Annotated in this window: 21 protein-coding genes; 14 read left to right on the top strand and 7 right to left on the bottom strand. The window is 44.4% G+C overall.

The window, feature by feature from the left end:
- Positions 1-11: 11 nt before the first annotated feature.
- From TOI97_RS04670 to TOI97_RS04695, 6 genes are all read left to right on the top strand, one after another.
- Positions 12-899: a rhomboid family intramembrane serine protease gene (locus TOI97_RS04670; RefSeq protein ID WP_321552957.1), complete on the top strand. Its 888-nt coding sequence runs from the start codon at positions 12-14 to the stop codon at positions 897-899.
- Between the two features lie 31 nt (positions 900-930).
- A complete protein-coding gene (locus TOI97_RS04675) occupies positions 931-1,209 on the top strand; it encodes a YeaC family protein (RefSeq protein ID WP_321552958.1) in 279 nt (92 codons plus the stop codon).
- On the top strand, positions 1,209-2,054 hold the full coding sequence (locus tag TOI97_RS04680; RefSeq protein ID WP_321552959.1) for a DUF2797 domain-containing protein: 846 nt from the start codon (positions 1,209-1,211) through the stop codon (positions 2,052-2,054). The genes TOI97_RS04675 and TOI97_RS04680 overlap by 1 nt, the downstream gene beginning before the upstream one ends.
- A gap of 44 nt (positions 2,055-2,098) precedes the next feature.
- Positions 2,099-4,759 (top strand): aminopeptidase N, encoded by a 2,661-nt coding sequence (pepN, locus tag TOI97_RS04685; RefSeq protein ID WP_321552960.1) that lies wholly within the window; start codon positions 2,099-2,101, stop codon positions 4,757-4,759.
- A gap of 253 nt (positions 4,760-5,012) precedes the next feature.
- Positions 5,013-6,080 (top strand): WD40/YVTN/BNR-like repeat-containing protein, encoded by a 1,068-nt coding sequence (locus TOI97_RS04690; protein WP_407651317.1) that lies wholly within the window; start codon positions 5,013-5,015, stop codon positions 6,078-6,080.
- On the top strand, positions 6,070-8,424 hold the full coding sequence (locus TOI97_RS04695) for an efflux RND transporter permease subunit (protein WP_321552962.1): 2,355 nt from the start codon (positions 6,070-6,072) through the stop codon (positions 8,422-8,424). Before TOI97_RS04690 ends, TOI97_RS04695 begins: the two co-directional genes overlap by 11 nt.
- A 130-nt stretch (positions 8,425-8,554) precedes the next feature.
- Here TOI97_RS04695 and moaA read toward each other — a convergent pair whose 3' ends face one another.
- Positions 8,555-9,541: a GTP 3',8-cyclase MoaA gene (gene moaA / locus TOI97_RS04700; RefSeq protein ID WP_321552963.1), complete on the bottom strand. Its 987-nt coding sequence runs from the start codon at positions 9,539-9,541 to the stop codon at positions 8,555-8,557.
- Positions 9,542-9,777: 236 nt separating this feature from the next.
- Here moaA and TOI97_RS04705 point away from each other — a divergent pair, with 236 nt between their 5' ends.
- Complete coding sequence (locus TOI97_RS04705) at positions 9,778-9,993, top strand: transposase (RefSeq protein WP_321553068.1); 216 nt, start codon at positions 9,778-9,780, stop codon at positions 9,991-9,993.
- 288 nt (positions 9,994-10,281) lie between these two features.
- On the top strand, positions 10,282-11,073 hold the full coding sequence (locus TOI97_RS04710) for a class I SAM-dependent methyltransferase (RefSeq protein WP_321552964.1): 792 nt from the start codon (positions 10,282-10,284) through the stop codon (positions 11,071-11,073).
- Positions 11,074-11,322: 249 nt separating this feature from the next.
- On the opposite strand, the gene TOI97_RS04715 is transcribed toward TOI97_RS04710, so the two are convergent.
- From TOI97_RS04715 to mobA, 5 genes are read right to left on the bottom strand one after another with little or no spacing between them, the layout of a single operon-like run.
- The gene (locus TOI97_RS04715; RefSeq protein WP_321552965.1) at positions 11,323-12,552 is read right to left on the bottom strand and encodes a molybdopterin molybdotransferase MoeA; all 1,230 of its coding nucleotides are present in this window, start codon (positions 12,550-12,552) and stop codon (positions 11,323-11,325) included.
- Positions 12,552-13,022, bottom strand: a complete 471-nt coding sequence (moaE, locus tag TOI97_RS04720) for a molybdopterin synthase catalytic subunit MoaE (RefSeq protein WP_321552966.1) — start codon at positions 13,020-13,022, stop codon at positions 12,552-12,554. Before moaE ends, TOI97_RS04715 begins: the two co-directional genes overlap by 1 nt.
- Positions 13,023-13,027: 5 nt before the next feature.
- Positions 13,028-13,276: a MoaD/ThiS family protein gene (locus TOI97_RS04725; RefSeq protein ID WP_321552967.1), complete on the bottom strand. Its 249-nt coding sequence runs from the start codon at positions 13,274-13,276 to the stop codon at positions 13,028-13,030.
- Between the two features lie 24 nt (positions 13,277-13,300).
- On the bottom strand, positions 13,301-13,786 hold the full coding sequence (moaC, locus tag TOI97_RS04730) for a cyclic pyranopterin monophosphate synthase MoaC (RefSeq protein ID WP_321552968.1): 486 nt from the start codon (positions 13,784-13,786) through the stop codon (positions 13,301-13,303).
- Complete coding sequence (gene mobA, locus TOI97_RS04735; RefSeq protein WP_321552969.1) at positions 13,770-14,384, bottom strand: molybdenum cofactor guanylyltransferase MobA; 615 nt, start codon at positions 14,382-14,384, stop codon at positions 13,770-13,772. The genes moaC and mobA overlap by 17 nt, the downstream gene beginning before the upstream one ends.
- Before the next feature lie 69 nt (positions 14,385-14,453).
- Here mobA and moaB point away from each other — a divergent pair, with 69 nt between their 5' ends.
- From moaB to TOI97_RS04760, 5 genes are all read left to right on the top strand, one after another.
- Complete coding sequence (moaB, locus tag TOI97_RS04740) at positions 14,454-14,990, top strand: molybdenum cofactor biosynthesis protein B (RefSeq protein ID WP_321552970.1); 537 nt, start codon at positions 14,454-14,456, stop codon at positions 14,988-14,990.
- Position 14,991: 1 nt separating this feature from the next.
- Positions 14,992-16,197, top strand: coding sequence for a molybdopterin molybdotransferase MoeA (locus TOI97_RS04745; RefSeq protein WP_321552971.1), 1,206 nt, complete (start codon positions 14,992-14,994; stop codon positions 16,195-16,197).
- 124 nt (positions 16,198-16,321) lie between these two features.
- On the top strand, positions 16,322-17,074 hold the full coding sequence (gene modA / locus TOI97_RS04750) for a molybdate ABC transporter substrate-binding protein (protein WP_321552972.1): 753 nt from the start codon (positions 16,322-16,324) through the stop codon (positions 17,072-17,074).
- Positions 17,075-17,085: 11 nt separating this feature from the next.
- Positions 17,086-17,763 (top strand): molybdate ABC transporter permease subunit, encoded by a 678-nt coding sequence (gene modB / locus TOI97_RS04755; RefSeq protein ID WP_321552973.1) that lies wholly within the window; start codon positions 17,086-17,088, stop codon positions 17,761-17,763.
- A gap of 4 nt (positions 17,764-17,767) precedes the next feature.
- On the top strand, positions 17,768-18,451 hold the full coding sequence (locus tag TOI97_RS04760) for a sulfate/molybdate ABC transporter ATP-binding protein (protein ID WP_321552974.1): 684 nt from the start codon (positions 17,768-17,770) through the stop codon (positions 18,449-18,451).
- A 61-nt stretch (positions 18,452-18,512) separates the two neighbouring features.
- Here TOI97_RS04760 and TOI97_RS04765 read toward each other — a convergent pair whose 3' ends face one another.
- On the bottom strand, positions 18,513-19,394 hold the full coding sequence (locus TOI97_RS04765; protein ID WP_321552975.1) for an SDR family NAD(P)-dependent oxidoreductase: 882 nt from the start codon (positions 19,392-19,394) through the stop codon (positions 18,513-18,515).
- 175 nt (positions 19,395-19,569) lie between these two features.
- On the opposite strand from TOI97_RS04765, the gene TOI97_RS04770 reads away from it, so the two are divergent.
- Positions 19,570-20,067 (top strand): nuclear transport factor 2 family protein, encoded by a 498-nt coding sequence (locus TOI97_RS04770; protein ID WP_321552976.1) that lies wholly within the window; start codon positions 19,570-19,572, stop codon positions 20,065-20,067.
- The last annotated feature ends 13 nt before the right edge of the window (positions 20,068-20,080 follow it).

The raw sequence follows: 20,080 nt of genomic DNA on the forward strand, positions 1-20,080 counted from the left end.
GAAAATCAATCATGAAGTGGAGCAGTGTTATAAGGGTGCCATTGGATGTTGATTTGGCTCCTTTAGTACAGAAGTTAAGGCAGCAGGGTATTGTTCATCGCGTCACTGAATCCAGTGGTGAGCAAGTGCTCTGGGTGGGTGACGAGGAGCAGATAGCGCATGTGCAACAACTGTACCAAGCTTTTGTGGAGGGGATATGGACCACTGAGGCAGTGGATGTGGTTATCGAGCAGCAAACAACCCCGTCATTAGTTCGTCAATCAGATTTTGTCGCCCAGTTACGTCGTAGCTCCATGACTGCGGCGATATTGTTGGCGTGTTTATTGGTTGCAGTGCTCACTCAACTGGGCGATAACATTACAACTGTCAGTTGGTTTACTTTTCATGATTTTCAGATCAAGGGTGATCTCCTTTATTTTATGACGCTTGAGCATAGCTTGGCACAGGGGCAATGGTGGCGGTTGGTTTCGCCAATATTGTTGCATTTTGGACTGTTGCATTTGGCTATGAATATGATGTGGTACTGGGAAATCGGTCGTCGGATTGAGTATCAGCAAGGCAAAATATTTCTTTTGCTTTTAACTCTAATGGCGGCTTTGGTTTCCAATGTAAGTCAAGTAGTGATGTCTGGTCCTACCTTGTTTGGTGGGTTATCTGGGGTACTCTATGCCGTATTAGGGCACTGTTGGATTTATCAGCGTATTAACCCACAAGCAAGTTATGCACTGCCTAAAGGGGTGGTGGCTATGATGCTGATTTGGCTACTGCTATGCTTATTTGGAGTGGTAACGGCGCTGGGTTTTGGACAAATTGCTAACACGGCTCACGTGAGCGGCTTATTGGTAGGTTGTTTAAGTGGGGCGGTCTTTGCTTCTCTGGCGCGAAAGTCTGTGCTGTAAGCCACACATTTATTTTAGATAGGACAAAAGTATGAAAAGCTTTGCTGATGTGATTGCAGAAATGACACCTGAAACATATAAAACTCTAAAGTTGGCGGTTGAAATTGGTAAGTGGGCCGATGGTACTAAACTGACGACCGAGCAAAAAGAGCTAACTTTACAGGCGATGATTCTGTGGGAGCAAGATAATTTACCTGAGGAAGAGCGCACTGGTTATTTAGGTGGTCAAGAGTGTGGTTCTAAAGCTAAGAAAGAATTAACGCCTGAACAGGCAGCACTTTTTGCGCCTGCAGCAGGGACACTGCACTAATGTTGGAATTAGGTCGTGGTGCCGTCAGTAAAATGCAGGTTGCCTTGGGTGAGCCAGCACAATATCACTTTCGCTTGGACGATCAACTGCATGAGCTAAATGGGTTCATCGGTAAGGATTTACGCTTAGAGTTTTTGGGTGAAATCAATTGTACACACTGTGACCGTCAGACTAAAAAAAGCTACGCGCAGGGGTATTGCTGGCCATGCTTTAAGGCTTTGGCACGGTGTGATACCTGTATCATGAGTCCGGAAAAGTGTCATTATGATGCAGGCACATGCCGTGAACCAGAATGGGCGCAGCAATATTGCATGACGGATCACTTTGTTTATTTAGCCAACTCAACCGGCGTTAAAGTGGGGATTACCCGTGGTAATCAAGTACCGACACGTTGGTTGGATCAGGGGGCAGTTCAAGCATTGCCAATTTTCCGAGTGGCCACTCGTCAACAGTCTGGTTTTGTTGAAGACGTGTTGCGCAGTCAAGTAAATGACCGTACCAACTGGCGTGCATTATTACGGGGTGATGTTGAACCAGTAGATCTGGTGGAAAGACGTGAGCATCTGCTAGACAGCTGTGCGCAACAGTTACAAATATTGCAACAGCGTTTTGGTTTACAGGCAATCCAGCCCATCAGTGGTGTTGATGTGATAGAAATCAGTTATCCGGTAGAGAGTTATCCAAGTAAGATCACCAGTTTTAACTTGGATAAAGAGCCGGTAGCTGAAGGCACACTAATAGGTATTAAAGGCCAATATTTGCTCTTTGATACAGGTGTCATAAATATTCGTAAATATACTGCATATCAGTTGGCCTTAAGCGTCAATGATAGCGTTGCTGTTTAAATATCGACTCCTGAGGTCAGAGCGTTTTAATCGAGGTTTTAACTATGCGTACCGAACACCCCAAAATGATTAAATTAAGTGCGTACCGCTTGCCGGACTATTTAATTGAAGAAACTCATCTGACCTTTGAGCTGCATGAGAGTTATGCATTGGTGCATGCCCGATTAGTGATGCAGCGTAATCCAAGTTTAGATACTCACTTGCCACCTTTGGTGTTGGATGGCCAGAAGCTTGAGTTGATTGATATTAATCTCAATGGTGAGCGTTTATCTGCCATGGAATATACAGTGACGGATAAACACCTAACTTTACAGCCAACAACTATTGAGTTTGAGCTTGATACCACTGTGCGTATTGAGCCGCAAAATAACACTGAATTGGAAGGTTTGTACAAGTCGTCGGGGATGTTCTGTACGCAATGTGAGGCTGAAGGGTTTCGTAAGATTACTTATTACCTCGACCGTCCAGATGTGATGAGCCGTTTTACCACGACTATCTTTGCTGATAAGCAAAACTATCCCATTTTGCTATCTAACGGTAATCCGATTGCGCAAGGTGAAGATGACGATGGCCGTCACTGGGTGACTTGGGAAGATCCTTTTAAAAAGCCAGCCTATTTATTTGCAGTAGTCGCAGGTGACTTATGGTGTGTGGAAGATACTTTCACTACTATGAGTGGGCGTGAAGTGGCGCTGCGTATTTACGTGGAGCCAGAGAATATTGATAAATGCCAGCACGCGATGAACAGCTTGAAGAAATGTATGCGCTGGGACGAAGAAAAGTATGGCCGTGAATATGATTTAGATATTTTTATGGTTGTTGCAGTGAATGACTTCAATATGGGAGCGATGGAGAATAAAGGTTTAAACATCTTTAACTCTAGCTGTGTCTTAGCTAAAGCAGAAACAGCCACTGATGCAGCACATCAGCGAGTTGAAAGTATTGTGGCGCACGAGTACTTCCATAACTGGTCGGGTAACCGCGTGACCTGTCGTGATTGGTTCCAACTGTCACTTAAGGAAGGTTTTACCGTATTTCGTGATACTCAATTCTCTGCGGATATGAACTCGGATGTCGTTAAGCGCATTGAAGATGTATCGTACTTGCGCACTCATCAGTTTGCCGAGGATGCGGGTCCTATGGCGCATCCTGTGCGCCCTGCTGAGTATATGGAAATTTCTAACTTCTATACCCTGACCATTTATGAGAAGGGGGCTGAAGTAGTACGTATGTTGCATACATTGCTTGGTGAAGCAGTCTTCCGTCAGGGGGCTGATCTATATTTTGAGCGTCACGATGGTCAAGCTGTAACTTGTGATGACTTTATTGCGGCAATGGAAACTGTCAGTGGTATGGATCTCACTCAGTTTAAACTTTGGTATAGCCAAGCGGGCACACCACGTTTAGTCATTACTGATAGTTACGATGCTGCTACGCAAACATATTGTTTACAGGTGAAGCAAAGTTGCCCAGACACGCCAGATCAAACCGATAAAAAGCCTTTTGTGATTCCATTGCGCATGGCGTTGCTTAGTCAGCAAGGTCAATCTTTACCTTTGCAATTGCAAGGTGAAAGCATCGCCATGAAAGGTGAGCGTGTATTGGCAGTTACAGAAGCAGAGCAAAGCTTTATCTTTCAGAAGGTGACTGAACAACCGCTACCATCTCTGCTACGTAGTTTCTCTGCACCGGTGATTATGGAGTACAACTACAGTCGCGATGATTTAGTGTTTTTATTACAGCACGATACTGATGGGTTTAATCGTTGGGAGGCTGGTCAGCAGTTGTCACTGCAGGTGATTGAAGATGTGGTGGGGCAGCTGTATGAAACGGATGAACCGATGATGGATTCACGTTTGGTCGAGGTGTTTACTGCTTTGTTGGCGCAGGATGATTTAGATCCGGCGATGCTAGCTGAGTTTTTATCATTGCCAAGCACGGGCTATATCATAGAGCAATATGAACAAGCTGATCCACTGGCTATCCATCAAGCGCGTGAATATGTCAGTAATCAACTGGCTTATGCTTTAAAAGAACCGATGCGAGTGCGTTATGATGCGTTACGTAAAACTTCATTAGAGACTCCATATGTGGCGCAAGCGAGTGATATTGCACGTCGTCGATTGCAGAATATGCTACTAGCGTACCTTATGCGTACGAATGATTTGGATATTCTTGATGAGTGTGTAGATCAATTTGGTGTGGCTGACAACATGACCGAACGACTGGCTGCTTTAGCATGTTTGGTGAACTCACCCTTTACCGATGAGGCTCAAGAAGCCTTGAAACGTTTTGCTGAACGTTTTTCTGAAGACCCTATTGTTATGGATCAATGGTTTAGTGTGCAGGCCGCAGCGGTTGTACCCAGTGGCTTGGAGCGCGTTACGCACTTACTTGAGCATCCAGCCTTTAGCATTAAGAATCCGAATAAAGTGCGTGCTGTTATAGGTGCTTTTAGTATGCAAAATACACCTAACTTCCATGCCGAAGATGGTTCTGGTTATGCATTTTTAGCCGACAAAGTAATTGAGCTAGATGCATTAAATCCACAAATTGCCGCGCGCATTATCTCACCGCTTACCCGTTGGCAGCGTTATGACTTGCATCATCAAGAGTTGATGTTGGTGCAATTAAAGCGGATTAAAAACAGTGGTGAGTTGTCTGCGGACTTATTTGAAGTATTGGAGAAAAGCCTAGTGGCGTAGATACAGCTATAAATTGCTTTGTGAGATTGTTTAAAGCCGCTCTTGTTAGCGGCTTTTTTTTCACTAATTGCAAAGCTTTACAATACTTAACAAAACTATAATGGATAATGATTGCGGCGTTTGGTGCTATTTCATAGGATTGAGGCGTATAGCTATAGCCAGATTAAGTTGGCAATTACAAAAAGAATGGGGAATCGATATGCGTCAACCCTTACCACCCATAGTGGACAATACGGGTATAAACTGCTTGGGCATGCCTTTACATAATTATATGGATATGTTCAAAGCCTTACCGTTATGTGCTGCATTGCTATTTACAGGTCTTTACTCAGTGGCAGCGACTGCTCAGACTGTTCAAACCGAAGGTATTGCTGCGCCTGCTTATTCCATTGAGTCCAGTGTAGCTAAAGAGAATTTGTTATTGGATGTGGTACGTACTGGCCAGCGTTTAGTGGTTGTGGGTGACCGAGGTCATATTCTTTACTCTGATAATGAGGGTAAAAGTTGGTTGCAAGCACGGGTACCGACTCAGCAATTGCTCACAGCGGTGCATTTTGTAGATGATCGTCATGGTTGGGCCGTAGGGCATGATACTTTGATTTTATCTACGCGTGATGGTGGCGCGACATGGATACGCCAGTACGACAATCTTGAAGCTGAATCGCCTTTGCTTGATATCTGGTTTAAAGATTTAAACCAAGGGTATGCTGTGGGTGCGTACGGCATGCTGCTAGAGACTCGCAATGGTGGCCAAGAGTGGCATCGTATTGATGAAAAATTAGGCAATGAAGATGCTTTTCACCTGAATGCTATTACTGCTGTGGGAAATGCCGGCATCTTTATTGTTGGCGAAATGGGTGTGATGTTTCGTTCTACCGATTGGGGTGAGACTTGGGAGGCTTTAGAAGAGCCATATCAAGGTTCATTGTTTGGTGTGGTTGCGGGTTCAGAGTCGAATACATTAGTGGTGTATGGCTTACGTGGACATGTCTTTCGTTCGACAGATTTTGGCGAGAGCTGGGAAGAAGTTACTGTGCTCAATGAAGGTGCTCGGCTGCAGTTTGGTTTAGCTGGAAGTGCGGTGAGTGATAAAGGAGACATATTGATTGTGGGGCACGGTGGGTCTTTGTTACGAAGCCATGATGAAGGTAAAAGTTTTGAGGTTTTTAGTCGTGCAGATCGCACTTCTTTATCAGCTGTGATTGATGGTAAAGACGGTGGTTTGATTCTAGTTGGGCAAAATGGCATTTATCTGACCGATGAGCAAGGCGAGGATATGCTTGATAAGAATAAGACCGGAGGCCATCGTAATGACAACTAAAGCAAGAAATAATCCAGCAGCAGTGCTTGAGCGTTTAATATTTAATAACCGTCCAATAGTGGTGCTAATTTGTGCATTGATTAGTGGTTTCTTATTTTGGAATGCGGCACAGGTACGGCCCGAAACCAGCTTTGAAAAAATGATTCCGTTACAGCATCCCTATATCCAAACTATGTTGGAGCATCGTAACGATCTCGCGAATCTAGGTAATAGTGTGCGCATTTCTGTCGAAAATACTAAGGGTGATATTTTCGATAAAGATTACATGGAAACTTTACGTCAAATCAGTGATGAGGCTTTCTACATTCCAGGGGTGGATCGTTCGGGCTTACGCTCACTGTGGAGCCCTAATGTGCGTTGGACGGAAGTAACAGAGCAGGGATTTGCCGGCGGCGAGGTTATACCTCAAACCTATGATGGGTCACCCGAAAGTTTAGATGAGCTGCGCAGCAATATTCTTAAGTCCGGACAAGTAGGGCGCTTAGTTGGTAATAACTTTAAGTCTAGTATTGTTGAAATACCCCTTCTAGAAGAGTTCCCAGATCCAGATAATCCCAGTGTGTTATTAAAACTGGATTACCAAGAGTTCTCACACAACTTAGAAGAGAAAATTCGTGAGAAATATCAGTTGCAGAATCCTGATATCAAAATTCAAATTGTTGGCTTTGCTAAAAAAGTTGGTGATTTGATTGATGGTTTAGTTAACGTCGTATTGTTCTTTGGCGTTGCTATTGCTATCACATTTGCTTTATTGCTTTGGTTTACCAAGTGTATGAAAAGTACCCTTGCGGTGCTTTTTTCAACCTTAGTGGCTGTAGGATGGCAGTTAGGACTGCTGAACTTATTGGGTTTTGGTCTTGATCCATACTCCATGTTGGTGCCCTTTTTAGTCTTTGCCATTGGTATTTCCCATGGTGTGCAAAAGATTAACGGCATCGCTATGGCATCTAGTACAGCAATTGATTCACTAACTGCAGCACGTATGGCATTTCGTCAATTATTTGTTCCTGGCCTGGTTGCGCTGTCATCGGATGCTGTGGGTTTTATCACATTATTGCTGATTGATATCGGAGTGATTCGTGAGTTGGCTATTGGTGCATCTGTAGGGGTGGCAGTGATCATTCTGACCAACCTGATCTTTTTGCCTGTGCTTATTTCTTATATTGGTATTAGTAAAAAATCAATTAAAGCCAGTCGTGAAAGTGCTGAGCGAGATAGTGCTTTATGGCGCTTTGTTTCTAATTTTTCCAATGCCAAAGTGGCTCCAATTTCAATTGTTATTGCTATCGGGGCTTTAGGTTTTGGGTTGTGGTATGGGCAGAATTTAAAAGTTGGTGACTTGGATCAAGGGGCTCCTGAGCTCCATGCTGACTCGCGTTACAACCTAGATAATGATTTTATTATTAATAACTATTCAACCAGCTCTGATGTATTGGTCGTAATGGTAAAAACGCCAGTTGAAGGCTGTTCTAGTTATAGTGCTATTAAGGCTATGGATGATCTCAGTTGGCGTATGGAAAATACAGCTGGAGTGCAGTCGGTTGTTTCTATGGTGACTGTATCTAAGCAGGTCATTAAAGGAATGAACGAGGGTAATTTGAAATGGGAAACTTTGTCTCGGAATCAGCATATTTTAAATAACTCCATTGCACGTGCAGATTCTTTGTACAATTCGGACTGCTCGCTGGCGCCACTGTTGGTTTTCTTAGAGGACCATAAAGCAGAAACTCTTACTACGGTAGTACAAGCGGTTGAGGAGTTTGCTGCTAAAAACAACATGGATGAGCACAGGTTTTTATTGGCAGCAGGTAATGCAGGTATTGAGGCGGCCACTAATGACGTAATTTCTGCGTCAGAAATTATGATGCTGTTAGCTGTTTACGCTGCAGTGATTACTATGTGCTTGATCACTTTCCGTTCTCTCGCAGCGACGGCTTGTATCATTTTACCTCTAGTGTTGACTTCAGTTTTGGGTAATGCACTGATGGCTTATATGGGCATTGGAGTGAAGGTAGCTACATTGCCGGTGATTGCTTTAGGTGTAGGTATTGGTGTTGATTATGGTATCTATATTTATAGTCGCTTAGAGTCTTTCTTGCGCTTGGGAATGCCTTTGCAAGAAGCTTACTATCAAACCTTGAAATCGACTGGTAAAGCTGTGCTCTTTACTGGGGTATGCTTAGCCATTGGTGTGGCAACATGGATGTTCTCGGCGATTAAATTCCAAGCAGATATGGGGCTCATGCTGACCTTTATGTTCTTGTGGAACATGTTCGGTGCCGTTTGGCTGTTGCCTGCTTTAGCGCGTTTTTTAATTAAGCCTGAGCGTCTACGCCAAGCATAGTGCTGTCCAAGAATGCAGCAGGTTATCTTGATGAAAGAGGGGCAGCGAGGGGAGGGCAGCCACAAAGCAATAGTTTTTTGATTTTATTGTTTTGTGGTTGGTCAGAAGTGGTGGCCTAATTTAGTTAAGCTTAGCCACCGCTTGCGTTCATAAATCGAATGATTTGTACGTCACCTTCGCTGCTAAAATAGTGCTTTTCTGGTTTGTAATTCAAGGCTTTTTTGATGGCTGTAAGTACAGGGGCATTATTGGTCGGGTGGCGGCGCAATAAAGCCAAGAGATCTAAAGAGTCTTCGTTGCCTAGGCATAATAATAACTTCCCTTCGACAGTTAAACGAATACGGTTACAACTGCTGCAAAAATTATGGCTGTGGGGAGAAATAAAGCCTATCCGAGTTGAGCTGTGATCTTGCAAGCGCATATAATGTGCAGGGCCGCCCGTACTTTCGCTGCTTTCTTTTAGAGTATAGCGTTGGGTAATACGTTCTCGAACTTGATCGCTAGTAAAAAGCTCACGTTTGCGACCAACATGGCCGAGGGGCATCTCTTCAATAAAAGTGATATCTAACTCGTTTTCTACAGCAAAATCCGTAAGGTCCATAATTTCGTCTTCATTATGCCCTTGAATCACGACGCTGTTGATTTTCACGCTAGTAAAGCCAGCTTGACGCGCGGCTTGAATTCCAGCTAGTACTTGCTCTAAATTGCCAACCCGAGTCATGGCCTTAAATTTATTCGGACACAGTGAATCGAGACTGATATTTAAGCGTTTTACACCGGCATCAGCTAGCTGTTGAGCATACTTGGTAAGTTGAGAACCGTTCGTGGTCATTACCAGTTCATCTAAGCCGGGTAGGGCGCTGATCTGTTCACACAAGCCAATGATGCCTTTACGTGTTAAAGGTTCACCACCGGTTAAGCGGATTTTGCGTACACCGTTGGCAACAAAAATTTGTGCGCTGCGGAAAATTTCTTCTAGGGTCAAAATACGTTGCCGCGGCAGAAAGGTCATGTCTTCGGCCATACAATAGATGCAGCGAAAGTCACAACGGTCGGTGACTGATAAGCGTACGTAGTCTATTTTTCGACCAAAGCCGTCAATCAGTTCTGAAGACATGGCTTTACTCCCAATATTGTTTGTTATAACAGCGCTTTGTGTAGAGTAAGTGTTGTAGCGATTGTAGCCTTTTAGTTTTGTACTTTCAGGTATTGGATCCGAATTTTTATATAAATATGTGTAAATAATTGATATTCGACACTTTAAGCTAAGGTCTAGCGCTGCGATAGTGGCATAGGAAATTTAAATGTATTGATGATAAGCACTTATAACAGTTCGGGGAGTGGAGCGCTAATATTGAAAAAACGGAAGTTGACGAGGCATACACCACCCAAACCTGCTCGAGTTGCGGCAGTTTACCCGAGTCGAGGCCGAAAGGTATCGCAGGACTTGGAATAAGAGAATGGACGTGCAGTGGGTGTGGTGTCGCTCACGATCGCGATATCAACGCGTCACGTAACATTCTCGCGGCCGGGCATGGTCGTCTAGCAGTAGGAATCCCCGTCCTTTAGGTCGGGGAGGATGTCAATGATACAGAGGTGGACAGGTTGGGCTTTAGGTGTGATTTTTATAGTTTATAAAGCCCTGTAGTCGGTTCATATCCGGTAAGGTTTTGCATGGCTGATTACCACATTAAACCATCATGCATTTTTAGTGTGTGCGAGCTAAAATAAAATTTTCTTGTTATTTTTGCTCAGGAGTTACTAGTCTTAAGTGCGGCAGATGTATTAAAACTGTATCAGTTAGCAGGTTGGGCTTGAATATTTGGGGCGAAATCCATCCAAACTAAAGGGGTATTGATGTTAAAAGCCATAGATTTTGCTCAGTTATACCGTGATCATTTAGCACGTAGTGGTCGTCGTTTTAAAACACCGGAAGACTGGGATGTCAAAGCAGAAAAAATACGGACCACTGTATTAGAAAGTGCTTACCGCACAGCTTTTGTAAGTAAAGTAGAGTGCAGTGCTGGCGATACAGTGTTGGATGTTGGGTGTGGTCCCGGCACTATTGCGTTGGCTTTAGCCCCGCAGGTGAAACGGGTATACGCTTTAGATTATAGTCAGGGCATGCTTGACGCAATGCTTAAAAATGCAGCACAACTGCAGCTGCATAATGTGCAACCAATCTTGGCGTCTTGGGAGGAAGACTGGGAGGATGTTCCCGTATGCGATATTGCTATTGTTTCTCGCGCCAGTATTGTGGCTGATATGGACGATGCGTTGACTAAGTTGAATCTGCATGCACGTAAAAAAGTATATATGACCCAATTGGTTGGCGGACGTTTTGGCAGTCGGGAAATTGAAACGCTTCTTGGACGTGAGGACCGTAGTTTTCCAGACCATATGTACATCATAAATATGCTTTATCAGCGTCACATCTATCCCAACGTAGATTATATTGAATCCACTAACCGTTTAGCTGGCAGTAGCAGCCTTTCTGAGTTTATAGAAAAGGTCCGTAATAGTTTTATAGACCTCAGTGTTGAAGACATTGCAAAGCTGAGTCAGTGGTATTTGAGTGATCCTGAGTATGCACAGCAAGGCGGTGAACCATTGCGTTGGGCTTTTTTAAGTTGGACGCCACGACAGTAGGTATAACTTTAAAGTGTGCTAAACAAGCTAGTATATGGCTTTTTTGCCTGAAATTGCTGAAGTAGGCTCAATTTCACAAATAATTAAGTTTATAAAAAAGCGGTATAAGATGCTTTGCTAGTAGTCGCGTAATTTAATTATTGAAGAGCCATAATAAAGGTTGCCGTGATGGTGAGTCGTTTGTACTTTCCATGCTTCGCGGAGTCTAACCGCTAGGTTTGTAGGACTAAATTCACGGCATGTAGTGTGTTATCTGAGCAACTCTGAATACCCTAAGAATCGTACTAAATCACCTTTTTTTACAGTTTTCTCTGGCTTAATTTCCACTAATCCATCGGCCCAACTGGCAGCTATTAACATGGCTGAGCTTTGCTTAGGGTGGATTTGAGCATGCAGTTGGCCATTGTTTTGTGGAACTAAGCGTGCATGTAAGTATTGTTGGCGGGGCCGAGTTTTAACCCAATCGAAGGCAGCTGGAATATGCATGATTTGATGTCTGCAATCGGTTACGCCTTGAGCATGAAGCAAGGCAGGCCGGGCAATGATGAGCGCAGTGATTAATGCAGCCGCAGGGTTACCAGGTAAACCTATCCAAGGGGTGTGACCAACTCTACCAAAAGCTAGAGGTTTACCAGGTTGTATAGCTACCTGCCAGAGATTGAGCTCCCCAAGTGTGCTTACAGCATGCTTTAAATGGTCTTCCTCACCGATAGAGACACCACCGCTACTGATAAGCACATCTTGTTCTTGGCTGGCTTGAGCTAGACATTTGATGCTTTGTTTCAGGTCATCCGGCATGTTGGTGTATGCAGTTACTTGGAAGCCTAACCCAGTAAAAAGTGAATGAAGGCTATGACTGTTAATGTCGTAAATTTGTCCTGCTTGCAAGGGGTGTCCTAATTGTGCAAGTTCATTGCCACTGCTGATTAAGCCAATGCGTAGGGGCGTGTACACTTCAACTTGAGCATAGCCTTGACTGGCAATCAAGCCGATTTCTTGAGCACGGAGGCGGGTTCCCGCTTCAAGCAGAATCTGACCTTGTTGAATTTCCTCGCCGCGTCGACGGATATGCTCTCCAGTTTTAAAATTATTAAATTGAATTTGCTTAGGAGCTATGCTGCAATTTTCTTGTGCTACTACAGTGTCAGCACCAAGGGGTATAGGGGCCCCAGTTAGAACATGCATGCAGTGGCCTAGTGGAAGCTGCTGATTGGGTGAGTCACCGGCAGCAATGCGTCCGGCCAAAGGCAGGCTGTTATTTGGGGATTGTAAATCTGCAGCTCGTAAGGCATAACCATCCATTGCACTGTTATCCCACTGTGGCACATCAAACCGAGCATCAATCGCACACGCTAAAATCTGCTGATGCGCTGCCTGCAGGGGGAGTGTTTGTATCTTCTTTATAGGGCTTAGCAAAGTTTTTAACGTGCTAATAGCTTGTTCAATACTGTGCAGGTTGCCTTGCTCGCAGACTGACATTACTGGTTTTCCTTATTGTGGCTGTTCCAACGTGAGGCAGCTAGTGTATCGCTATCACGGCCTTCAACCCAGTGTGATCCTGAGTCGGTTTGTTCTTTTTTCCAAAATGGTGCGCGGGTTTTAAGATAGTCCATAATGAATTCGCAAGCGGTAAAAGCTGCGTCACGATGCATACTGGAAGTAGCGACAAAAACAATGGGCTCAGCTAAGGATAATGGGCCCACTCGATGCAGTATATGTGCATCAATTAGAGGCCAACGTTGCATGGCTTCCTCACGAATTTTATTTAAGGCTTTTTCTGTCATACCAGGGTAGTGCTCAAGAAACAGTTTCTGAATAGATTGCTCTTGATTGATGTCACGCACATAACCAACAAAAGTGACCACTGCTCCCACGTTCATATTGCCAGCATGGATTGCATTAAGTTCATGACCGGGATCAAAAGGCGCTGTTTGCACACGAATGCTCATACTGTTTAACCTCCGGTAACCATGGGGAAAAGAGCGAGTTCATCGCCGGCTTGAATGGGTTCTTGTAGTGAGCAGACATCTTGGTTACGTGCACACATGAGGCGTGGATCATTGAGCACACTCCATGCACCGTTACGGGCGACTAGAAATTGTCGCACATCATCGATGGTTTGCCACTCTGTTTGCAATGAAAGCTGCTCCGACTCGCAGTTTAATGCTTCGCGATAACGGGCTAAGAAGTGTACGGTTAACATAGTAGAGGTCTCCGAAATGAGCAATTAACGGCTTGAGTTTGTGTGCTTGAGTTGATAGTGGCCAGATTTGCCGCCTTTTTTTTCCAATAACCGAGTAGATTCAATCGCCATGTCACGGTCTACAGCTTTGCACATATCGTAAATGGTCAGTGCAGTGATACTGGCAGCGGTTAAAGCTTCCATTTCTACCCCAGTTTGTCCGGCAAGTTTACAGGTCGCGGTAATCTGCACTTGGTCTGGAGCATGAGGGGTTAAATGGACTTTAATACTGGTTAGGAGCAGAGGATGACATAAAGGGATCAGCTCATGGGTACGCTTTGCTGCTTGGATACCAGCAATACGCGCTACAGCAAAGACATCTCCTTTAGGGTGCTGACCATCAATAATCATATTGAAGGTGCTTGGCAGCATACGCACCCAAGTTTCGGCCGTGGCTTCACGCTGTGTATTGGCTTTATCAGTAACGTCGACCATATTGGCGCGCCCGTGCTCATCAAGGTGAGTTAACATAATTATTCCTTACACTAATTAATGATTGCTGTAACATGCTAGGGTCATTGAAGTTAGCTAAGCGTTGTTCGTCATCACAGCAGTGGATAGCAACTGAGTTTAACTGTAATAGGGCCTGTTTCGGACTGCGTTCGCCCTTGCACCATAAATCTTGTAAAGCATGCAGCTGTATTTTAGGGATGATGCTAAATAAAGGCTGCCAATGATCTTGATGTTTGAACATGGCCGGCCTATCACTCGCTGCGGCATATAGCTGGGTTAATAAGTCCTGATCAATTCGCGGTGCATCGCAGGGTAACACGAGTAATTGTGGATGCTTTGCTACTTTTAAGGCTTCGATGATACCCACTAATGGACCGCTGAAGTCCTGTGTAGGATCACTGATCAACTGGTCAGCTAGGGCTTGATAACGCTGCTGGTTGCGATTACATGAAATAATTAAATCATCAGTCAGGGAACGTACAATCAGCTGCATGTGTTCAATTAAGGCTCGACCTTGCCAGGTAATCCAACCTTTATCTCGGCCGCCCATACGTTGACCACGACCACCCGCAAGTAAAACTATAGAACAGTTTGTGAATTCAGGTATTTTGCTCATGCTAGTCCCAAATTTTAATGGTTTTGTGGTATATGATTGATTGAAATTCATTATTAAGAAGGCTATTCCATGAGTCATGCTAGTCAGCAGTTTGTTCCTTTGAATGTTGCCGTTCTCACTGTCAGTGACACACGCACACTTGAAACTGATACTTCAGGGCAGTACTTAACTGATCAATTGGTCAATGTCGGCCATACTGTAGCCGAGCGTTTGATTTTGAAGGATAACCTATATCAAATTCGTGCGCAGGTGGCGAGTTGGATTGCGAGTGATTCTATTCAAGTTGTGCTGATTACAGGTGGCACTGGTTTTACTGAGCGTGATAGCACTCCGGAAGCGGTTCGTTGTTTATTTGACCGTGAAGTTGAGGGCTTTGGTGAGTTGTTTCGGCAAATTTCCTATACCGAAATTGGCTCTTCAACTATTCAATCGCGTGCTTTAGCGGGATTATCAAACAATACTCTAGTGTGCTGTATGCCTGGATCTACTAATGCGTGTCGCACGGCTTGGGAAGGTATTTTGTCTGAGCAATTGGATTCATGTCATACACCTTGTAATTTTGCGCCTCATGTCGGTCGAAAAGCTGCTTGCTCAGGGCGTGCATAAAATGAGCTTGTTGAATGTGGATGCAGCTTTGCAGGTGCTGCTTGAGCAGGCGCAATCTGCTCTACCTTTAGAGACTGAAGAAATCGACTTAGATAAGGCTGAGAATCGCGTGCTTGCAGAACCTTTGATGGCTCAGTTTGCTATGCCACCATGGCCGAACAGCTCGATGGATGGCTATGCTGTACGAAGCTCTGAAATTGAAGCAGGACAGGCTTTGCCTGTGAGTCAAAAAGTATTTGCAGGCCAACAACCTAAACCACTCCAAATCGGTAGTTGTGCACGCATTTTTACTGGTGCACCTATGCCTGAAGGGGCGGATGCCGTTGAGATGCAAGAAAATACCGAGCTGCTAGACGATGGTGCAGTACGTTTTGCACATGAGGTTGTTGCGGGGAAGTTTGTGCGTCCTAAAGGTCAAGAAGCTATGCCTGGTGATGAAATATTGCCAGCAGGGATTCGTCTAGGGCCTGTTGAGTTGGCAATGGCTGCAGCGATGGGAGCGGCTACAGTTAAAGTACGCCGCCAGTTACGTGTGGCTGTAGTGTCAACAGGGGATGAGTTGGTTGAACCAGGACAGCCTTTAGCGCCAGGTCAGATATATAACAGTAATCGCACCATGCTTATTCAGAGCTTGAAGCGTTTAAGCTGTTGTGTGATCGATATGGGGATTTTTCCAGATCATCTTGAGCAAACGCGTCAACGCTTGTCTGAGCTGCAAGGGCTAGGTATCGATGTGTTGATCAGCAGCGGTGGGGTATCGGTTGGTGAGGCAGATTTTCTGGGTCAAGTGTTGCGTGAAGAAGGCGAGCTGAGATTTTGGAAGCTTGCCTTAAAGCCCGGTAAGCCTTTTACTTTGGGCTGTTATCAGGGAGTGCCTGTGCTAGGGCTGCCGGGCAATCCTACATCGAGTTTGGTGACTTTTTTACTACTCGCTCGACCCTATCTCTTGAGTCGTATGGGTGTGACAGATGTAACAGCGCAGCATTATAACGTGCCAGTAAACTTTGCTATGCCTGTTCCTGGGGCGCGCCGAGAGTTTGTCCGTGTAGCTATTGTTGATGGCTGGGCGGAAAAAATTGACAACCAATGCTCAGGTATTTTACGCAGTGCGACGCAGTCTCATGGACTGTTGGAATTACCCGAATACAGCACGTGTGAAGTAGGTGATCTGTTGCGCTTCTTTCCTTTTTCAAGCTTACTGAATTAACTCATAGCGTTGTTAGCACTAAGGTACAGGGATTTGTATCCTAGTGCTTTAGCTTGATATACCTTATTAAATTATAAAGCGTTATGGTTTGTTATATATCACGAAATGGGTGAGGTCAGCTATATTGAAAAAAATTCTAAAAAATGTATTGGCCATGGTGATTTTTTTTGCTTCAGGGCATATCGCAGCAGCACAAATTACTGTATCTGCAGCGGCGAGTTTAACCAATGCATTTAAAGAAATTGCAGCTAACTTTGAAGAGGCTCACCCTGAGCACCATATTCTACTCAATTTTGCTGGGTCGGGTGCTTTGCTCCAACAAATTGCTCAAGGCGCACCTGTTGATGTTTTTGCGTCGGCAGATCAAGCCACTATGGATCAAGCCCAAGAACAAGGTTTACTGACGGAAGGTAGTCGTAAAGATTTTGTGCAAAATACTCTAGTAGTCATTACTCCAGTTGCGAGCGTACTAAAGCTTACTCAACTGAGTGATTTACAACATAAAAGTGTACAACGCTTAGCTGTGAGCAACCCAAGCAGTGTACCGGTCGGACGGTACAGTAAAGAAGCGCTGCTGACCCATCAGCTTTGGGATGTTTTAAGTGATAAGGTAATTAATACGCAAAATGTGCGCCAGTCACTTGATTATGTAGCGCGTGATGAGGTGGATGCAGGGTTTGTTTATGCTACGGATGCAATTCTTATGGCTGATAAAGTTAAAGTGCAATTTACAGTCCCTTTAGTAAGAGCTATCAGCTATCCATTGGCAATTACTCAAGATGGTGATGACAAGGCGTTAAGTCAGCAGTTTGTTGATTATATTTTGAGTGAAGACAGTCAAGCTGTGTTGACTCGGTATGGTTTTAGTCAGCCATAAGGGGTGAGTCAATGGATGCTGCTTGGGTTGCGCTAGGCTTATCACTGAAGGTGGCTGGTTGGGCTACAGCGCTGAACCTTTTTTTAGGGGTTGGCGTTGGTTTTTTCTTAGCCCGAATGCGTTTTCCAGGGCGTGATGTATTAGATACTCTTTTAACGTTGCCAATGGTGATGCCACCTACTGTTTTAGGTTATTACCTATTAGTGTTGATGGGGCGACGTAGTGTCTTGGGGGAATGGTTATATGATAATTTTGGTATTCACTTGATTTTTACTTGGCAAGGCGCAGTGATTGCTGCCACTGTGGTGTCTTTTCCTTTGGTGTTTAAGCCTGCACGAGCTGCTTTTGAAGCGGTTGAACATGAACTAGAGCAAGCTGCTAGGGTGTTAGGCGTGTCGGAGTTGGCAATCTTCTTTCGTGTAACTTTACCTTTGGCGTGGCGTGGGATTATGGCGGGCTTGTTGCTGGCTTTTGCACGGGCTTTGGGTGAGTTTGGTGCAACTTTAATGGTTGCCGGTAGCATTCCTGGAAAAACGCAAACTTTATCGATAGCTGTCTACGAAGCTGTGCAGGCAGGGCAGGATGGCACGGCCCATTTATTAGTGATAATTATCTCTATAGTATGTGTTGCAGTGTTGCTTGGTGCGACTCGTTTAGCACCTGGACGTGTTAGTGGGCGCAATAGGTAAACTTATGTTTTTAGAGTTAAACATCAGTAAAACCATGCGTTCAGCGCAGCAAAAGTTTCAGTTGGAACTTGATTACGCTTCAAGTCATGATCGATTAGTAGTGCTTGGTCCATCTGGAGCTGGTAAAAGTCTACTGTTGCAAATGATTGCTGGGCTTTTAAAGCCTGATCGTGGTTATGTTAGGTTGGCAGGTCGAACTTTATTCGACCAAGCACAAGGTATTAATTTGACGCCACAACAGCGTGAAGTTGCGTTTTTATTCCAGAGTTACGCACTTTTTCCGCATTTAAATGTACGCCAAAATATTGCTTTTAGTTTGAAGCGTGGTTTATTCAATCCCAGTACGAAAATAGTGGATAAAAGGGTTGATCATTGGTTGGATAATTTTGCTTTGACAGAAGTACAGTTTCAGCGTCCTCATGAACTGTCGGGAGGGCAGCGTCAGCGTACAGCTTTAGCGCGCGCTTTAGTGACAGAGCCGCGAGCCTTACTCTTAGATGAGCCTTTTTCCGCCTTGGACCCAGACTTGCGCTCACATATGCGTATGGAGTTGCGAGCATTACAAGAACAGTTGGCTGTACCTTTGATCTTGATCACCCATGATGTAGAGGATGTGGAAGTTTTTGCGAAGGATACTTTATGCTTGAGAAGTGGCAGTATTGACCTGCAGAGGCAACAGACTTTATAGCCTTTGATGCAGTGTTACCCCGTCACTTCTGCTTTAAAAGTAATGGGGTAAACAAATACAATCAATAGATTTTAGCTGGATTAGGCTGGGGAGGGGAGCCTAAAAGTTTACGGTAGGATGGGGGTTGTAGGCCATCACGGTCAGTAATCTGATAGCGCTGGGCAATTTCGGCAGAGATGAGTCGGTGCCCGCTAAGCTCATCGCCTTTAGGGTCGTGGGCAATGGCATAAATAATCTCACCTATAAATTCAGGTGATTCAGCACTAGCCATAAATTGTTCATATTGTTCTTTACTGACATCACCCGCAATGGCAGAGCGCTCGGTTAGTAAGGGGCCCATCCAAATGGATACTGTGCGCACACCTGTTCCTGAAAAGTCGATAGCCATATCGTGAGCCAATTTATCAACCCCAGCTTTCTGTGCACCATACGCAGGACCATGCATATAGCAGCTAGCACCAAACGAAGAGCTAAACATAATTAATCCGCTTCCTTGCTTGACCATTATCTGAGCAGCATGCCAACTGGCGATATAGGCAGAACGCAAGCCGACATCTAATATTTTGTAGGCTTGAACTTCCTTTTCCCAAAATGGTTTTTGTTCAATGAGCTGGTTATGCATAAAGGCTGCATTGTTAACTAAAATATCTAAACGCCCCTGCTCTTTTTCGACTTGAGCGAAGAGCGCTGCTGTTTGAGCATCATCACTGTGATCGCAAACCACTGGAATAGCTAGTCCTCCTGCTTGTTTGATTTGTTCAGCAGTGTCATATACTGTGCCGGGCAGAATAGAACCATCCCATCCTATAGCGCTTCCCATTGTTGTGCTGCGTCCGGTGACGTACACAATCATACCTTTTTTAGCTAGGGCTAAAGCGATGCCTCGACCAGCACCACGACTTGCTCCAGTTACAATTGCGACTTGTTTTTGTTGTGTTTGCATTATTGATCCTGTGTCAGGTGTGTGACTCAACGAGCGCAAGCACGTGAGTACTGATTAGGGTTTTGAACCAAGGCTTAAATTACAATAGCAGTGGCACTAAAGCGAATCGAGTTGCAGGGCAGAAATAAAGTCTTATCATGGTCGACACACTTCATAAAAATAATAAAGGTTCTACATGACACTTGAGACTAACCTAGAACAGCGTCTGCAGCGCTTAGAAGATAAACAAGCTGTTTTGGAATTAAAATATCGTTACCTGAATGCTTGCGATGAAAAACAGCCGGACGTAGTTGCTGAGTGTTTTAAAAGAGGCAAGATCGATATTGATTTTGGTCATATCGGCCAATTTGATAATCGCGAAGATTTTGTCAGTGTTTTTAAAGCTTTAGGCTGCCATGAGCATATTATTGATATGCATCATGCGAAAAATCCAGTTTTTCTTGATTTAACTCAAAACTCTGCACGTTTAAAAATCAGCATGCGTTTTCAAAGCATCAATACTCAAGACAAAACAAGTATTGAGTTAGGTGGCTACTATTTAGATGGTTACCAAAAGGTTGGTGGGCGGTGGTTTATTACACAAAGCTCATTCACTATTAACTCGGTAAAAATGATGGATTTCTCTACACAGGAAAATAGGTTGATTTATGCAGGCAACTGTATGCCTAAATGATGTAGGTAAGTAT

It is taken from the genome of Denitrificimonas halotolerans, assembly GCF_034259425.1.
GTDB lineage: Bacteria > Pseudomonadota > Gammaproteobacteria > Pseudomonadales > Pseudomonadaceae > Denitrificimonas > Denitrificimonas halotolerans.

What these genes read in the sequence shown, in the direction of transcription:
- TOI97_RS04670 (WP_321552957.1), top strand. Translation starts at nt 12, where the DNA reads ATGAAGTGGAGCAGTGTTATAAGGGTGCCATTGGATGTTGATTTGGCT.
- TOI97_RS04675 (WP_321552958.1), top strand. Translation starts at nt 931, where the DNA reads ATGAAAAGCTTTGCTGATGTGATTGCAGAAATGACACCTGAAACATAT.
- TOI97_RS04680 (WP_321552959.1), top strand. Translation starts at nt 1,209, where the DNA reads ATGTTGGAATTAGGTCGTGGTGCCGTCAGTAAAATGCAGGTTGCCTTG.
- pepN (WP_321552960.1), top strand. Translation starts at nt 2,099, where the DNA reads ATGCGTACCGAACACCCCAAAATGATTAAATTAAGTGCGTACCGCTTG.
- TOI97_RS04690 (WP_407651317.1), top strand. Translation starts at nt 5,013, where the DNA reads ATGCCTTTACATAATTATATGGATATGTTCAAAGCCTTACCGTTATGT.
- TOI97_RS04695 (WP_321552962.1), top strand. Translation starts at nt 6,070, where the DNA reads ATGACAACTAAAGCAAGAAATAATCCAGCAGCAGTGCTTGAGCGTTTA.
- moaA (WP_321552963.1), bottom strand. Translation starts at nt 9,541, where the DNA reads ATGTCTTCAGAACTGATTGACGGCTTTGGTCGAAAAATAGACTACGTA.
- TOI97_RS04710 (WP_321552964.1), top strand. Translation starts at nt 10,282, where the DNA reads ATGTTAAAAGCCATAGATTTTGCTCAGTTATACCGTGATCATTTAGCA.
- TOI97_RS04715 (WP_321552965.1), bottom strand. Translation starts at nt 12,552, where the DNA reads ATGTCAGTCTGCGAGCAAGGCAACCTGCACAGTATTGAACAAGCTATT.
- moaE (WP_321552966.1), bottom strand. Translation starts at nt 13,022, where the DNA reads ATGAGCATTCGTGTGCAAACAGCGCCTTTTGATCCCGGTCATGAACTT.
- TOI97_RS04725 (WP_321552967.1), bottom strand. Translation starts at nt 13,276, where the DNA reads ATGTTAACCGTACACTTCTTAGCCCGTTATCGCGAAGCATTAAACTGC.
- moaC (WP_321552968.1), bottom strand. Translation starts at nt 13,786, where the DNA reads ATGTTAACTCACCTTGATGAGCACGGGCGCGCCAATATGGTCGACGTT.
- mobA (WP_321552969.1), bottom strand. Translation starts at nt 14,384, where the DNA reads ATGAGCAAAATACCTGAATTCACAAACTGTTCTATAGTTTTACTTGCG.
- moaB (WP_321552970.1), top strand. Translation starts at nt 14,454, where the DNA reads ATGAGTCATGCTAGTCAGCAGTTTGTTCCTTTGAATGTTGCCGTTCTC.
- TOI97_RS04745 (WP_321552971.1), top strand. Translation starts at nt 14,992, where the DNA reads ATGAGCTTGTTGAATGTGGATGCAGCTTTGCAGGTGCTGCTTGAGCAG.
- modB (WP_321552973.1), top strand. Translation starts at nt 17,086, where the DNA reads ATGGATGCTGCTTGGGTTGCGCTAGGCTTATCACTGAAGGTGGCTGGT.
- TOI97_RS04760 (WP_321552974.1), top strand. Translation starts at nt 17,768, where the DNA reads ATGTTTTTAGAGTTAAACATCAGTAAAACCATGCGTTCAGCGCAGCAA.
- TOI97_RS04765 (WP_321552975.1), bottom strand. Translation starts at nt 19,394, where the DNA reads ATGCAAACACAACAAAAACAAGTCGCAATTGTAACTGGAGCAAGTCGT.
- TOI97_RS04770 (WP_321552976.1), top strand. Translation starts at nt 19,570, where the DNA reads ATGACACTTGAGACTAACCTAGAACAGCGTCTGCAGCGCTTAGAAGAT.